Raw genomic sequence first — 14,100 nt, forward strand, 5'->3', positions numbered from 1 at the left:
GATAGAGTCCCGAAATATATCATTATCGCCACTGTACGAGTCAGGGATGGCAGAAGGTAATACCCTCATCAACGCGGTCATCGGCCTCGTCGCGAGCATCGTCCTGAGTTTCCTCCCCTTCTCGCCCCTCTTCGGTGGGGCAGTCGCCGGCTACTTGGAGGGCGGGGACAGTTCCGACGGACTACGAGTCGGTGCTATCTCGGGGGTCCTTGGTGTGGTCGTCGGTGCGGTCGTTCTCGTCCTGTTCGTGGTCGTCTTCGGCGTGTTTGTCTCGGGGACGGCCGGTGCACAAGCTGGGGTACTCGGCGGGCTCGGCCTCGTGTTCTTGCTCGGCGGGTCCGTCGTCGGCGTGGTGTACTTCGTCGGGCTGAGCGCCATCGGCGGCTCGCTCGGCAACTACGTGAAGCGCAATGGGCTCATCTGACGCTGCCGGCGGTGACACAATCGGACACTCTGCAGCCCATAATGGCACTGTTTGACCGAACGGACAGCCGGCAGTACGGGCAACCACCACGAAAAATAAATGTATACCTGAACTGATTACCACCTGTATGGCACATTGTCCCGGCTGTGGGAACACAGTCTCGACCGCCGGAGACGTTACGTTCACCGAGATAGGTGCAGAGGAAGGGTTTCTTTCCAAGAACTTTGCAATGTCAGACAGCTACTTCATCATGAGTTGCGGACAGTGTAACCGAATGTTGGGTGGCGGCGTCGGAGCCTGGGGGGCGGGGTAATAATGAATAGTAACCATGCTACGTGTCCCGGTTGTGAGGCGACAATCACGGCCGAGAAAGATGTCGAGTTTATCCAAATAGAGAAAGAAGAGCCGCCACTGCTCTCGGCTAGCGGTATCAAGAAGATGTACGTGATTGCCTGTGGGAGCTGCGAGGCTATCCTCGGCGGCGGCGTCGGTATGCCGAGCTAACCGGCGCAATCGTCTCCTTGGCTGGGACGGACCGCACGAGCGCGGGTCAGTCCGCGCCGCGACAGTCCACCCACCCACAGGCCTCACAGACCGGGGCGCCGGTCCGGGATTGGAGACGCTCCTCACAGCGAGGACAGACGGTGATGGTCTCAGTCATCGTCCTCGGTGACGATGTCCGCCGACAGCCCCTGTGCCATCTCTATCTCCTTGGAGTTGTTCAGCGTCCAGGCGGTCCGGTCGGTGACGGCCTCGATTATCTCGCGGGCCGAGGGGTAGCCGTTGCCGGACTTCTTCACGCCGCCGAACGGGAGCTGGACCTCCGCCCCGATACACGGGAGGTTGCCGTAGGCAAGCCCGAGTTCGGCGTGGTCGCGGTAGTAGTTTATCTGGCGGTAGTCTTCCGAGACGATGGCGCCGGCCAGCCCGTAGTCCGTGTCGTTCTGAATCTCGACGGCGCGCTCGATGTCGCCGTCGTACGGGAGCAGTGCGACGTGGGGGCCGAACACTTCCTCCTGCGTACATCGCAGGTCGGCGTCGGGGTCGGCCTCGTAGACGAACGGGCCGACCCAGTGGCCGTCGGCGTGGCCGTCCGGAATCTCGTCGGCGTCCAGTTCCGTTCGGTCGACGAAGACGTTCACGCCTTCGTCGCGGGCGAGGTCGCGGTACTCGGTCACTTTCTCCTTGTGCTCGCCTTCGATGAGCGGCCCCATGAACGTGTCCTCCTGCAGGGGGTCACCGACGGCGACTTTGCTTGCCGCGTCGACGAACCGCTCCTTGAACTCGTCGTAGACGTCCCTGTGGACGATGATGCGCTCCGAAGAGACACAGCGCTGGCCGGTGGTCTTGAACGAGGACATCACGGCCGAGTGGACGGCGATGTCCAGGTCGGCTTCCTCGGTGATGACGACGGCGTTCTTGCCGCCCATCTCGCAAGCCGCTCGCTTCCCGGACTCGCCACCGACCGAGTTGGCTATCTGGTGGCCGACTTCGGCCGAGCCGGTAAAGAGAACCGTCGGCACGCGGTCGTCGTCGACGATGGCGGCACCCGCGTCGCCGAAGCCCTGTACCATGTTGAACACGCCGTCGGGGATGCCCGCGTCGGCGAACATCTCCGCCACGATTTGCGCACACCACGGGGTCTGCTCGGCGGGCTTCCAGACGACGGTGTTGCCCTCGACCAGGGCGACCGCCATGTGCCAGTAGGGGATGGCGATGGGGAAGTTCCACGGCGTGATACAGCCGGTGACACCCCGGGGCTTGCGGCGCATGTACGCGTCTTTGGCGGCGATCTCCGACGGGATGATGTCGCCGCTGGGATGGCGGGCGTCGCCTGCGGCCCACTCGACCATGTGTGCGGCCTCGACCACGTCGGCCCGCCCCTCGCTTATCTCCTTGCCACACTCCCTGGTCACGATCTCCCCCAGCTCGTCGGTCCGCTCGCGCAGCTCGTGGTAGACGTCCCAGAGGTATTCCGCGCGGTCGATTCGAGAGAGTTCACGCCACTCCTCGTAGGCCTCGTCGGCCGCTCCGACGGCCTCGTCTACGTCCGCTGGCGTGCCCCGCTGGAACTCGCCAAGGGAGTCGCCGGTCGCGGGGTTCTCGCTCTCGAACGTCTCGGTGCCGTGGCCTGTGACCCACTCGCCGTCGATGTAGTGCTGGTACGTCTCTGCCATTGGTCATCGTACGCAAGTAGCAGTCCAAAATCCCCGTCCGACCATGGACGGGCACCGGGCGAGCGGGCATTTGATGGGACGAGAGATGGGTTTTCGGCGGCCACCCGACCATGGTCGGGCGAGGGTTGGTAAACCACCACATGGATATGTGTACAACGTGTATTGTACCTATGGCGGCCATTGACCAGACCACGACCACGTGGCTCACTCTCGACCTCTGGCATCCGAACTGCTGGGCGATAAAGTCGACAGGCGAGACTACAGGTGGCGTCTTGGCCCACTCCATCTACACCTCCCCGAAGACAGACGGGAACCACAGCGGGAAGGTCAAGGGGCTGTTCACCGCGTTCGCCGAGGACGAACCGGCGGTAAACGACCTGCTGGACGCGATTCGGGACTCCGAACACTCCGGGGAGCTCTCCGAACTCCAGGAGCGGTTCGGTCGCGAGCGCAACGCCCCCGGGAACGTGGTCCGGGAGTTCTTCCTCGAGTACGACCCCGACGACATGGTGTGTCCGACGCTGCTGGAACACGGCTTCGTCCACAACGCGCCCGTCCGCATCGAGAACGGACGCGAGGAGTGGCAGGTCTGTTTCGTGAACGAGCGGTCCCAGATAGACGACGCGCTGGACCGGGTTCGCGACCAGGCCGGCGCGGAGGTCAGCGTCGACTCCATCACCACGAGCGAGGCCGCCGCCACGACCGCGCGCGACCAGCGACTGGATACGCTCACCGCCAAACAGCGGGACGTGTTCGAGCACGCACGCGAAGCGGGCTACTACGAGTGGCCCCGGATGTGTGACACACGCGAACTGGCCGCCGACCTAGACGTCTCGAAGACCACACTGCTAGAGCATCTCAGAAAAGCCGAAGCGAAACTGCTGGACCCGTAGTTACGACCCGACGACGGCCCGGAGCGCGAACAGGGCGTTGGCCTTGCGCTCGCGGATACGTCGGTAGAAGTAGGAGAACCACTTGCTCCCGTAGGGGATGTACTGGTACACCTCGTATTCGTCGGCCAACTCGAACTGGGCACTCTCGCGGACGCCCGTGAGCATCTGAATCTCGAAGGGAGTCCCGTGTTCGTCGTGGAGCTCCTGTGCGAGTTCGATCATCGCCGGGTCGTGACTCCCGACGGCGATACCGTCGTCGAACTTTTCGAACATGTCGGTCAGATACTCCCGATACATCTCGTCGACTTTGGACTTCTCCTTGTAGGCAATCTCGGCCGGCGGGTCGTAGGCGCCCTTCACGAGTCTGACCTTCCCCGGACAGTCGGCCAGCCGTTCGAGTGTCTCGCCGGTCCGCTTGAGGTTGGCCTGGACACAGACCCCGACTTCACCGTCAGTCTCCCGGGCGTGGCGCTCGAAGGCGTCGAGAGTCACGTCGACCGTGTCGTGGTCTTCCATATCGACCCAGACGAAGCAGTCGGCGGCGTCGACGATGCGTGCGAGGTTCTCCTCGAAGGCCCGGTCGCTCACTTCCAGACCGATCTGACTCGGTTTGACCGAGAGACAGCCGTCGAGGTCACGACGGGCCAGCCCCGCGGCGAGGTCGACGTACGCGTCCGCGTCCGCGTCGGCGTCCGCGCGGTCTTCGTAGTGTTCGCCCAGCAGATTCAGGATGCCCTTTACGCCCCGCGCGTTCAGTTCCTCGACGTGGTCCAGCGCCTCCGAGGCGGTTTCGCCGGCCACGAAGTTGCTCGCGATTGGGGGTATCATACACCTGCACAGGCGACAGCCCACCCTATAACCGGACCCTACCAAACAATTCTGACAGTTGGACAGCGGAATTAACCCTCGTAACCCGGAACTACCGCTGGAATCGACCGTCGCCCGACCATGGTAGGGGCACCATTGAGGCACATCTATGAAAAAAGACCGTTGAAGAACCCATGCGAGAATTTACCACGACGTCGGTCGACCGACGAACGATGCTGAAACTAACCGGCGGTGTCGGTATCGCCGGCCTGGCTGGCTGTAGCTCGCCCGGGGGCTCGTCCGGTAGCGAGGCGTACAACATCGGGATGGTCGACGCCCAGACGGGGTCGCTGTCGGCCTTCGGCGAGCGGAACCAGCGCGGGAAGGACCTGGCCCTGTCGGCCGTCAACGAGGTCGGTATCGGCGGGAGCGACTTGGAGATAACCGTCGAGGACTCCGGGAGCGAGAACCAGGGCGGGATTTCGGCCGCGCAGAAGCTCGTCAACCAGGACGGCGTCCCGTTCCTCATCGGCGCCGTCGGCTCCGGCGTCTCGCTCGCCATCTACGAGAGCGTCGTCCAGGGGACGGACGTCGTCCAACTGAGCCAGAACTCGACCGGGCTCGGACTGACCGACTTTCCCGAACTCCTCCGGATGTCACCGCCGGGCAGCACGCAGGCGACCGCGCTGGCGGACATCATCGCCGAGGACGGCTACGACGACGTGGCGCTCACGTACGTGAACAACGACTACGGGCAGAGCCTGGCCGAGGCCTTCACGAACGCGTGGGACGGCTCGGTCGCCTACAACAACTCCCACGACCAGGAACAGCAGTCCTACTCCAGTGTCATCTCGGAGATGAACAGTTCCGGGGCCGACGCCTGGCTCTTCATCACCTATCAGGCGGAGTTCTCGTCGATGGTCAACGAGATTTTCTCCAGCGGCTACGAGGCGATGCTGTACGGCGCGGACTCTGTCTCGGGCCAGAACGTCATCGAGAACACCCCCGAGGGAAGCATGGAGGGCATGAAGATCGTCGTCCCCTCGGCGCCGGTAGAGGAGCAGAACTACCAGGACTTCGCCTCGACCTTCGAGAGCGAGTACGGGCAGGCACCGACCTCGTGGGCGGCCTACGCCTACGACTGCGTCATCAACGCGGCGCTGGCAATCCAGGCCGCGGACTCCTTTACCGGGGCCGCCCTCGGCGATGTCGTCCGCGACGTCAGCCGGCCCGAAGGCGAGCAGGTCACCTCGTTCGAGGCGGCGAGCGATATCCTCTCGGACGGCAGTCCGAGCGACGTGGACTACCAGGGCGTCAGCGGCCCCATCGACTTCGACGAGAACGGTGACCCAGTCGGGTTCCTGCAGGTGCTGGAGGTACAGGACCACAGCTACGAGGGTATCGACTTCATCAGTTCCTAACCCGAGCGATGGTACTCGACCTACTCGCCAGCGGGCTGGTGTTTAGTAGCATCATCGTGCTGGGTAGCATCGGTCTGTCGCTAGTGTACAGCATCGCGAACTTCGCGAACTTCGCCCACGGCGATACGATGACCATCGGTGCCTACACGTCGCTGGTCACGTTCGGTGCGGTCGGTGGCCTCGGCGGGACGGTCCTCGGAATTCCCTTCGGGTTTTTCGTCGCACTGCTGGTCGGGATAGCCGTGGCCGCACTCGTCGCGGTCGTCACCGAGAAACTCGTCTACGACGGGATGGAGTTAGACTCCATCGGGCTGCTCATCGCCTCCATCGGACTGGCCTTTATCTACCGTGCAGTCGTCCAGCTGGGCTTTGGGGCCCAGTCGACGCGGTACGGGATTCAGGCGCTGCGACCGATCGAGGCCCTGCTGCCCTACGGGGTGCGGGTCACCCAGCACGACGTGGCCATCGTCCTCTCGGCCGCCGTGCTTGTCACGGGCCTGCACGTCCTCCTGCAGTACAGCGACCTCGGCCGGAAGATGCGCGCGATGGCCGACAACCCGGACCTGGCCCGCGTCAGCGGCATCCGGACCGACCGGGTCAAGCTGTGGACCTGGATAATCGGCGCCGGACTCGCCGGCGCCGGCGGCGCGTTCCTCGGACTGTACAGCCAGCTCACGCCGCGGATGGGGTTCAATCTCCTCTTGCTCATCTTCGCCGCCGTCATCCTCGGCGGCATCGGGTCGGTGTACGGCGCGATGCTGGGCGGGTTCCTCATCGGGATGATAAACCAGCTGACGCCGCTGTTGTCGGACGTGGGCATCCCTATCGGCATCGAGTACGCCGACGCGATCGCGTTTGTCATCATGGTGGTCGTGTTGCTGTTCCGACCGAACGGTATCGCCGGGGAGGCCAGCTGAGATGTCACGCGAGGAGGAGTCGAACGGGTATCTGGACGGTCTCACCACCACCGAAATCGTAGTGAGCGCCGTCGTTGTCCTGTTCGCACTCGTGCTGTTCGGGAGCCTGCTCACCGGCGGGCTCGCACCGACGTACTTCCTCTATCTCGTCGGCCTCGCGGGGATGTACGCGCTGCTCTCGCTCGGCCTGAACTCCCAGTGGGGCTTTTCGGGTCTCATCAACTTCAGCGTCGCCGCCTTCTTCGGCATCGGCGCCTACGGCACCGCACTCGCCAGTGCGAGTACCTCGCCGATAGCGGGGGGACTCCCCCCGGTCGCGGGGCTGTTCGCCGCGCTGGCGCTCGCAACGGTGCTGGCGCTGTTTATCGGCATCCCGACGCTCCGGCTCCGGGCCGACTACCTCGCCATCGCCTCTATCGGCCTGGCCGAAGTCGTCCGTATCATCGTCCGCAACCAGGACGACTGGACGAACGGCAGCGCCGGCGTCCGCGGTATCCCGAGCTTCTTCGAGGGGTGGCCGGTCCTCGCGACCCTGCCCGAGACGATGCCGACGCTCGTCTTCGGCTCCGGCCCAGGCGCCACGGTGCTCAACACGCCGTTCTGGCAGGCGCTGCTGAACGTCGGGCTGGTGCTCGCGTTCGTCGGCGCCAGCTATCTGGTCCTGCGGCGGGCCCACCGCTCGCCGTGGGGCCGCGTGCTGCGGACGATTCGCTCCGACGAGGACCTGGCCCGGGCGCTCGGCAAGAACACGTACGCCTTCAAGATGCAGTCGTTCGTGCTCGGCAGCCTCATCATGGCGCTCGCGGGCGTCTTCTACGCCCACCTGAACCTCTACGTCGGCCCGGGCGACCTCGACCCCATCACGACGTTCTACGTCTGGGTCGCCGTCATCCTGGGCGGCAGCGGCTCCAACCGCGGCGCGCTCTTTGGCGGCGTCGTCATCGTCGCGATCAGGGAGGGGACGCGAGGGCTGCCGCTGGACGCCGCTCCGGCTCGGCTGCTGTTTATCGGGCTCATCATCGTCCTGCTGATGCGATTCCGCCCACAGGGTGTGTTGCCCCCACAGCGGGAGCTCATCTGGCCCGGGACCGTCGACGAAACGCCCCAGCAACCGGACACAGGCGTGCGAGAGACGAAAGCAGGTGAAAAATGAGCGAGCAAACCACCGACACGCAGACGGCGGCGACGATGTCCAAGGACGACGTGGTGTTACGCGTCGACAATCTGGTGAAGGCCTTCGGTGCTCTCGTGGCCACCGACCACGCGACCTTCGAGGTAGAGCGGGGCACCATCACCGGACTCATCGGCCCGAACGGGGCCGGCAAGTCCACGCTGTTCAACCTCATCTCGGGGTTCTACGAGCCCGACGACGGCCGCGTCGAGGTCAACGGCGCCGACGTGACCGGGCTCGAACCGTACGAAATCGCCGACCACGGGCTGATTCGGACCTTCCAGACGCCGCGCAAGCTGGAAGGGATGACCGTCCGCGAGGCGATGCTCGTGGGACCGCGCGACCAGCCCGGCGAGTCGTTCCTGAAGCTGTTCACCTCGCCGGGGGCGGTCGGCGAGACCGAATCGAAGAACATGGCGGACGTCAACCGCATCCTCGAAGAGTTCGAGATAGACCACCTCGCCACCCAGCCCGCGACCAAGATATCCGGCGGGCAGATGAAACTGGTCGAACTGGCCAGAGCGATGCTCTCGGAGCCGGATATCCTGCTGCTCGACGAGCCGGCCGCCGGGGTGAATCCGACGCTCCGGAAGAAGCTCGCGGAACAGATCCGACGGCTCAACGAACAGGGAACGACCTTCCTGCTCATCGAACACGACATGGAGTTCGTGATGAGCCTCGCCGACCCGGTCATCGTCCTCGACCAAGGGAGCGTCCTCATGGAGGGCCGGCCCGACCAGGTCCAGAGCGACACCCGTGTCATCGACGCGTACCTCGGAGGGTAACTGTGACGACTAACAACACCACTACACAGACAGACCCGACGCCAGCGGAGACCGACCACATCGTCGAACTGAGCGGCGTCGACAGCGGCTACGGCGACGTACAGGTCCTCGACGACTGCACGCTCCACCTCGATGCGGGCGAAATCGTCTGTCTCATCGGGCCCAACGGCGCGGGGAAGTCGACCGTCCTGAAGACGGTGTTCGGCATGCTGACGCCGTGGGACGGGACAGTCAGCTACCACGGGAGGGACATCGGCGGGATGGCGCCCGAGAACATCGTCCGTGAGGGAATCGGCTTCGTCCCACAGACCGACAACGTGTTCGGCTCGCTCACCATCGACGAGAACCTCCGCATGGGCGGCGTCGCCCGCGACGGCGGCCTCGAACCGGTCATGGACGACCTCTACGACCGGTTCCCGCTGCTCGACGAGAAGCGAGGCGCGAAGGCGCGGACGCTCTCGGGCGGCCAGCGGCAGGTGCTCGCCTTCGCTCGCGCGCTCGTGATGGAGCCCGACGTGTTGCTCATCGACGAGCCGTCGGCGGGGCTGGCACCGAACACCGCACAGGACGTGTTCGGCCACGTCGAGGCGGTCAACGAGCTCGACACGGCCATCCTGATGGTCGAACAGAACGCGGTCGAGGGGCTCGGCATCGCCGACCGCGGCTACGTCCTCGACCAGGGGACCGTCCGGTTCGACGGCGAGGCGGACACCCTGCTCGACAGCGACGAGGTGTCGAAGCTCTACCTCGGCGGATGAACGGGCTCGTGTACTGCCAGCCGTGAGCCGGTTCCGGCACTACGTTTTCGCGCTCGGCCCGCTCGCGGCCGCCGCGCTGTGGGGCGGGATGTACGTCGTCAGCAAGTGGAGCTTCTCGCTCGTCCCGCCTGTCACGCTCGGGTTCTTCCGGGTGGCGCTCGGCGCGGCGGCCCTGTGGCTCTGGCTGGGCCTCACTGGCAGTCGGTCACGGCCGAGTCGCGAGGACTGGCCGGCGCTCGTCGGCCTCGGCGGCTGGGTGACGGTCACCATCGTCGCGCAGTTCCTCGGCACCGAGCTGACGAACGCGAGTCAGGGGTCGCTGCTGACGGTCCTGACGCCGGTTTTCGTCGTCGTCCTCGGGGCTGCCGTGCGCGGCGAACGCGTGACGCGGACGAAGACGGCCGGCATCGCGCTCGCCGCTGTCGGGACCGCGGTCGTCGTCGCCGGCCAGTACGACCCGGGGACCGTCGCGGTCGGGAACGCCGCCGGCGTGGGCCTGTTGGTCGTCGCCAGTCTCGCGTGGGCCGGCTACACCGTCTGGGGCGTTCGGGTCGTCCGGCGGTACTCGGCGCTGACCGCGGCCACCTACTCGACGGTCGCCGCGACCCCCATGCTCGGGCTCCTGTCGCTCGGGGAGCTCTGGTATCTGGGTCGCGGTCTCGCGACTATCCCGCTCGGAGCGTCGTCGCTGTTCGCCATCGCCTACCTCGGCCTCGCGTCGACCGCCGCGGCGTGGTATCTCTGGTACAAGGGCCTCGAGTACGTCCCGGCAGGGACCGTCGCCGTCTTCTACTTCCTCCAGCCCGTCGTCGGGACCGCGCTCGCGGCGGCGCTGCTGGGCGAACAGGTCGGCGCGTGGTTCGTCGCGGGGAGCCTCACTATCGGCGTCGGCGTCTGGGTCGTCAGTCGCGGGCGTGCCGACCAGAACGGACGCCAGCCCCGCGACAGGAGTGGATTACGGGAATGACACGGGAAAGAGGGGTGACCGGATGAACGGGGTGCTCGACGACGACGTCCCACCCGGCGTCGGACTCGCCGTCGCCGTCGCCGCCGTCAGCACCGGGGCCGTCCTCGTCCGGTTGAGCGACGCTCCATCGACCGTCGCCGCCTTCTACCGCGTCCTCTTTACCACGCTCCCTATCGTGCCGCTCGCGGTCTGGCGCTACCGGGGGGAGTTCGCCCGCATCGGTCGCCGCGACCTGCTCTTTGCGACGCTCGCGGGCATCGCGCTCGCGGTGCATTTCGCCGCGTGGTTCGAGAGTCTCGCGTGGACCAGCGTCGCAGCGAGCGTCACCCTCGTCCAGTCACAGCCGCTGTTCGTCGCCCTGGGCGCGTGGCTCCTGCTCGACGAGCGACCGAGCGTCCGCATCGCCGGCGGCATCCTCGTGGCCGTCGCCGGGATGGTGACGATGGCGCTTGGGGACCTGCTCACCGGGGTCCTCGTCGGCCGGGACCCCCTCCTGGGCAACGCCCTCGCCCTGCTCGGCGCGGTGATGGCCGCCGGCTACGTGCTCGCGGGCCGGTCCCTCCGCCAGCGCGTCTCGGTGGTCCCCTACGTCGTCATCGTCTACGGCGTCTGTGCGGTCGTGTTACTCGTCATCGTGCTCGTTCAGGGCGCGCCCCTCGTCGGCTATCCACCTCGCGAGTGGCTCCTCTTTGCCGGGCTCGCAGTCGGCCCCGGCCTGCTCGGTCACACGCTCATCAACTGGGCGCTCGCGCATCTGCGGTCCAGCGTTGTCTCCGTCTCGCTACTGGGCGAACCCGTCGGTGCTTCCCTGCTCGCGCTGCTCGTGCTCTCCGAAGCGCCGACGGCGTTCACCGTCGTCGGCGGGGCCGTCGTGCTCGTCGGCATCGCCGTGACGGCGACCGACCGGTGACGCCCCCGTGAGACTGGGCAGCGGTGGAACACGAACCCGACAGACCCTTGAGTCCGGTGGGAGAACGAGGGAGTATGGCAAACGAGACTGTCACACTCACCATCGAAGGCGAAGACGACGCCGACGAACTGACCGTCCCGAGCGAACTGCTGGACCTGCTGCGCGAGAACGACGAGACGGACCCGGCCGTCGTCGGCGACATCGCGATGTTCGGGCTGGCCCAGCGCATCCACGGCGCCGTCCACCACGGGCAGGGCGAGGCCGACCAGGGGATTCAGGATCTCGAAGCGCTTACCCTCGACCTCTTCGAGGAGCGCTTCGGTGCCTCGTTCGCCGAACTGACCGGCCACGACCACTAGCTGTTCTGTACGGTCCAGGTCAACAGGACGCCGTCGTCGACCTGCTCGACCGACTCCAGCGTGAGCTCGGGGAACGACTCGACGAAGCCGTCGCCGTCGGCGAGCGTCGGCGCGTCCCGACCACCGAGCACCTTCGCACCGACGTAGACGCGGAGCTCGTCGACCAGCCCCGCCTCGAAGAGGCCGAAGATGAGCTCCCCGCCGCCCTCGACCATCAGCCGGTCGACGCCCTCGCCCTCCAGTTTCGCCAGCGCCGTCTTCAGGTCGACGCGGTCCTCGCCGGCCGCGAGGACGTACGCGCCGGCCTCTTCCATCTGCTCGATGAAGTCCGTGGGCGCGGCCTCGCTGGTGAGCAGATACGTCTCGGCGGCGTCGTCCAGGACCGCGGCGTCCGGCGGCGTCCGAATCCGAGAATCGGCGACGACTCGGGCGGGGTTCTCCGCGAGCCCGCGGTCCCGTCGCTCGGCGTTTCGGGCCTCGTCTTTGACCGTCAGCGAGGGGTCGTCGGCCAGCACCGTCCCGACCCCGACCATGACGGCGTCGCTGTCGGCCCGGAGCTGGTCGACGCGGTCGAAATCGTCCGGCCCGGAGATAGCCAGTTGCTTGCGCCGGCGCGAAGCCAGCTTCCCGTCGGCGCTCATCGCGGCGTTGACGACGACGTACATACTAAGCCCGCAAGCGGGTGAGCGGAAAACGGGTTTCGGTTCCGACAGGCGACGCGCTCGTCGGAGTGTCCCGGACGCCGGATTCGCGACCGCCGTAGCCGGCTCCAGCGGCGGGTAGCTCGTACGGATACATCCCCAGAGCCACAGATTATGGGCTCGTCTGCGCCGAGTGACAGCTGGCGGTCTCAGGGGCGTCACAGTCCGCACACAGATGCCCGGTTTCTCCGGCCGGAAAATAATGTCTACTAGGAATTTTGGGGCATATACACACAATAGTTTAAAATGACCCCGGCATCGGATGCGATATGAACACGTGTCACACAGGCCGACGGGACCACAGTCGACCGGTTCTACCGCCACAGAACAGACGCTAGCGAAAACACCGCTAGCCGGAGACAGTGATGCTGACGCCGCCGATATCGCACTGATTGACCGTGCCCGAACCCGAACCGATACGACGGAGCATAGAGGTCGAGTACTGGGTGATCGACAGCGACGGACGGCTCGTCGAACCGGGGCCGCTCACGGCGGCCTCCGCGGGCGTCGAGCGGGAGTTCGTCGAGCCGCTGCTCGAAATCAAGACCACACCGTGTGAGCGGACAGCGGAGCTGCGGGCGGAACTGCTCGCGCGCATCAGGAAGGTGCTCGACGTCGCGGCCGAGCACGACATGGGACTGGTACCGCTTGCGACACCACTGAACCACGGCGAGATCGCCGACCGGCCCAGCGAGCGGACGCGCATACAGCGGGAGGTCATCGGGGCGGAGTTCGAGTACGTGCGCCACTGTGCCGGAACTCACATCCACGTCGAGCAGATTCCGGGTCGTGCGGTCGACCAGCTGAACACGCTCGTCGCGCTCGACCCGGCTCTCGCGCTCGTCAACTCCGCGAGTCGGTTCCGGGGGCGGCCGCTGGCCGCCGGGGCCCGCTCGAAACTGTACCGATGGATGGCCTACGACGGGCTCCCCCATCAGGGGCGGCTCTGGCGGTATCTCGACTCCAGAGACGAGTGGGACCGCCGTCTGGAGCGGCGCTACGAGGCGTTCGAGCGTCGGGCGATGGCGGCCGGCGTCGACCGGCAGTCGGTCGCCTCGTGTTTCGACCCCGAGAGCGCCGTGTGGACGCCGGTCCAGCTCCGGGCGGCGTTCGAGACCGTCGAGTGGCGCTCGCCGGACACCGCCCTCCCGAGTGTCGTGCTCGACCTCGCCGACGACATCGCCGAGACGATAGCACAGCTCCGGAGGAAAGAGGTCCTGATAGAGGGCGAGACCGGCCGTATCACCGAGAACGCCATCGTGCTCCCCGAGTTCGGGACCGTGCTCGACCACGTCAACGCCGCCATACGGGACGGACTGGCCTCGGACTCCCTGAAGGCGTATCTCGACCGGATGGGATTCGACGTCACGGCCTACGACCCGGTGTCAGCCCGGCAGCCACGGGGGACGATACCGGTCGAGGAGGCTCGGCGACGCCGCCTCGAACACGCCGCCGCGCTCGAACAAGACGTGAGGACGGCCCGCCGGGCCAGCACTGACTGAGCTACGAGCGCGTAATCCGGATGAGTCCGCGCTGCAGCGCCGTTTTGAACCGCTCGTCCAGCGGCATCGCCTCCCACTCGTCGGGCAGCTCCTCGTCCGGTAACGCGGACAGGGACTCGACCAGCGACTCGTGGAGGAAGCGGCCGTTCTCCTCGCATTCCCCGCAGGTTCGGATAATCGACCGGATCTCGAAGGGCCGGGTCACGGTCGACTCGCAGTGCGCACAGACGTACGTCTCGGTCACGGTAGCCCCTCTAATGGCGCTGGCTACTCCTATCTTGCCATCCCACAGCGACAGCGAAAACGGT

16 protein-coding genes are annotated in these 14,100 nt (G+C 66.1%); 12 read left to right on the top strand and 4 right to left on the bottom strand.

Annotation, left to right across the window (positions count from 1 at the left end; all coding sequences use genetic code 11):
• Nucleotides 1-46: 46 nt before the first annotated feature.
• Nucleotides 47-424, top strand: coding sequence for a DUF5518 domain-containing protein (locus NDI56_RS06665; protein ID WP_310918657.1), 378 nt, complete (start codon nt 47-49; stop codon nt 422-424).
• A gap of 315 nt (nt 425-739) precedes the next feature.
• On the top strand, nt 740-928 hold the full coding sequence (locus tag NDI56_RS06670) for a hypothetical protein (protein ID WP_310918658.1): 189 nt from the start codon (nt 740-742) through the stop codon (nt 926-928).
• Nucleotides 929-1,077: 149 nt separating this feature from the next.
• On the opposite strand, the gene NDI56_RS06675 is transcribed toward NDI56_RS06670, so the two are convergent.
• The gene (locus tag NDI56_RS06675) at nt 1,078-2,601 is read right to left on the bottom strand and encodes an aldehyde dehydrogenase family protein (protein ID WP_310918659.1); all 1,524 of its coding nucleotides are present in this window, start codon (nt 2,599-2,601) and stop codon (nt 1,078-1,080) included.
• A gap of 170 nt (nt 2,602-2,771) precedes the next feature.
• On the opposite strand from NDI56_RS06675, the gene NDI56_RS06680 reads away from it, so the two are divergent.
• Nucleotides 2,772-3,494: a helix-turn-helix domain-containing protein gene (locus NDI56_RS06680; protein ID WP_310918660.1), complete on the top strand. Its 723-nt coding sequence runs from the start codon at nt 2,772-2,774 to the stop codon at nt 3,492-3,494.
• Here the strand turns inward: NDI56_RS06680 and NDI56_RS06685 are convergent, their stop codons facing one another.
• Nucleotides 3,495-4,322, bottom strand: a complete 828-nt coding sequence (locus NDI56_RS06685; protein WP_310918661.1) for a proline dehydrogenase family protein — start codon at nt 4,320-4,322, stop codon at nt 3,495-3,497.
• Nucleotides 4,323-4,495: 173 nt separating this feature from the next.
• Between NDI56_RS06685 and NDI56_RS06690 the strand changes: the two genes are divergently transcribed.
• The 8 genes from NDI56_RS06690 (at nt 4,496) to NDI56_RS06725 (ending at nt 11,589) form a co-directional block, all read left to right on the top strand.
• Nucleotides 4,496-5,722 carry an ABC transporter substrate-binding protein gene (locus NDI56_RS06690; RefSeq protein ID WP_417935945.1) on the top strand — a complete coding sequence of 409 codons (1,227 nt, stop codon included), beginning with the start codon at nt 4,496-4,498 and terminating at the stop codon, nt 5,720-5,722.
• Nucleotides 5,723-5,730: 8 nt separating this feature from the next.
• A complete protein-coding gene (locus NDI56_RS06695; RefSeq protein ID WP_310918663.1) occupies nt 5,731-6,639 on the top strand; it encodes a branched-chain amino acid ABC transporter permease in 909 nt (302 codons plus the stop codon).
• 1 nt (nt 6,640) lies between these two features.
• A complete protein-coding gene (locus tag NDI56_RS06700; RefSeq protein ID WP_310918664.1) occupies nt 6,641-7,792 on the top strand; it encodes a branched-chain amino acid ABC transporter permease in 1,152 nt (383 codons plus the stop codon).
• Nucleotides 7,789-8,595, top strand: a complete 807-nt coding sequence (locus NDI56_RS06705; protein WP_310918665.1) for an ABC transporter ATP-binding protein — start codon at nt 7,789-7,791, stop codon at nt 8,593-8,595. The genes NDI56_RS06700 and NDI56_RS06705 overlap by 4 nt, the downstream gene beginning before the upstream one ends.
• 59 nt (nt 8,596-8,654) lie before the next feature.
• Nucleotides 8,655-9,353: an ABC transporter ATP-binding protein gene (locus tag NDI56_RS06710; RefSeq protein WP_417935951.1), complete on the top strand. Its 699-nt coding sequence runs from the start codon at nt 8,655-8,657 to the stop codon at nt 9,351-9,353.
• 88 nt (nt 9,354-9,441) lie between these two features.
• Nucleotides 9,442-10,320: a DMT family transporter gene (locus NDI56_RS06715; RefSeq protein ID WP_417935952.1), complete on the top strand. Its 879-nt coding sequence runs from the start codon at nt 9,442-9,444 to the stop codon at nt 10,318-10,320.
• 22 nt (nt 10,321-10,342) lie between these two features.
• Entirely contained in the window at nt 10,343-11,230 is an 888-nt protein-coding gene (locus NDI56_RS06720) for a DMT family transporter (RefSeq protein ID WP_310918668.1), read from the top strand.
• A 74-nt stretch (nt 11,231-11,304) separates the two neighbouring features.
• A complete protein-coding gene (locus NDI56_RS06725) occupies nt 11,305-11,589 on the top strand; it encodes a DUF7545 family protein (protein WP_310918669.1) in 285 nt (94 codons plus the stop codon).
• On the opposite strand, the gene NDI56_RS06730 is transcribed toward NDI56_RS06725, so the two are convergent.
• Complete coding sequence (locus NDI56_RS06730) at nt 11,586-12,254, bottom strand: 2,5-diamino-6-(ribosylamino)-4(3H)-pyrimidinone 5'-phosphate reductase (RefSeq protein WP_310918670.1); 669 nt, start codon at nt 12,252-12,254, stop codon at nt 11,586-11,588. The genes NDI56_RS06725 and NDI56_RS06730 overlap by 4 nt on opposite strands.
• Before the next feature lie 428 nt (nt 12,255-12,682).
• On the opposite strand from NDI56_RS06730, the gene NDI56_RS06735 reads away from it, so the two are divergent.
• A complete protein-coding gene (locus NDI56_RS06735) occupies nt 12,683-13,792 on the top strand; it encodes a glutamate-cysteine ligase family protein (RefSeq protein ID WP_417935946.1) in 1,110 nt (369 codons plus the stop codon).
• 1 nt (nt 13,793) lies between these two features.
• Here the strand turns inward: NDI56_RS06735 and NDI56_RS06740 are convergent, their stop codons facing one another.
• The gene (locus NDI56_RS06740) at nt 13,794-14,036 is read right to left on the bottom strand and encodes a hypothetical protein (protein WP_310918672.1); all 243 of its coding nucleotides are present in this window, start codon (nt 14,034-14,036) and stop codon (nt 13,794-13,796) included.
• Nucleotides 14,037-14,100 lie beyond the last annotated feature (64 nt).

This window comes from Halomicroarcula saliterrae (assembly GCF_031624395.1).
Lineage (GTDB): Archaea > Halobacteriota > Halobacteria > Halobacteriales > Haloarculaceae > Haloarcula > Haloarcula saliterrae.

What these genes read in the sequence shown, in the direction of transcription:
- NDI56_RS06665 (WP_310918657.1), top strand. Translation starts at nt 47, where the DNA reads ATGGCAGAAGGTAATACCCTCATCAACGCGGTCATCGGCCTCGTCGCG.
- NDI56_RS06670 (WP_310918658.1), top strand. Translation starts at nt 740, where the DNA reads ATGAATAGTAACCATGCTACGTGTCCCGGTTGTGAGGCGACAATCACG.
- NDI56_RS06675 (WP_310918659.1), bottom strand. Translation starts at nt 2,601, where the DNA reads ATGGCAGAGACGTACCAGCACTACATCGACGGCGAGTGGGTCACAGGC.
- NDI56_RS06680 (WP_310918660.1), top strand. Translation starts at nt 2,772, where the DNA reads ATGGCGGCCATTGACCAGACCACGACCACGTGGCTCACTCTCGACCTC.
- NDI56_RS06685 (WP_310918661.1), bottom strand. Translation starts at nt 4,322, where the DNA reads ATGATACCCCCAATCGCGAGCAACTTCGTGGCCGGCGAAACCGCCTCG.
- NDI56_RS06690 (WP_417935945.1), top strand. Translation starts at nt 4,496, where the DNA reads ATGCGAGAATTTACCACGACGTCGGTCGACCGACGAACGATGCTGAAA.
- NDI56_RS06695 (WP_310918663.1), top strand. Translation starts at nt 5,731, where the DNA reads ATGGTACTCGACCTACTCGCCAGCGGGCTGGTGTTTAGTAGCATCATC.
- NDI56_RS06700 (WP_310918664.1), top strand. Translation starts at nt 6,641, where the DNA reads ATGTCACGCGAGGAGGAGTCGAACGGGTATCTGGACGGTCTCACCACC.
- NDI56_RS06705 (WP_310918665.1), top strand. Translation starts at nt 7,789, where the DNA reads ATGAGCGAGCAAACCACCGACACGCAGACGGCGGCGACGATGTCCAAG.
- NDI56_RS06715 (WP_417935952.1), top strand. Translation starts at nt 9,442, where the DNA reads ATGTACGTCGTCAGCAAGTGGAGCTTCTCGCTCGTCCCGCCTGTCACG.
- NDI56_RS06720 (WP_310918668.1), top strand. Translation starts at nt 10,343, where the DNA reads ATGAACGGGGTGCTCGACGACGACGTCCCACCCGGCGTCGGACTCGCC.
- NDI56_RS06725 (WP_310918669.1), top strand. Translation starts at nt 11,305, where the DNA reads ATGGCAAACGAGACTGTCACACTCACCATCGAAGGCGAAGACGACGCC.
- NDI56_RS06730 (WP_310918670.1), bottom strand. Translation starts at nt 12,254, where the DNA reads ATGTACGTCGTCGTCAACGCCGCGATGAGCGCCGACGGGAAGCTGGCT.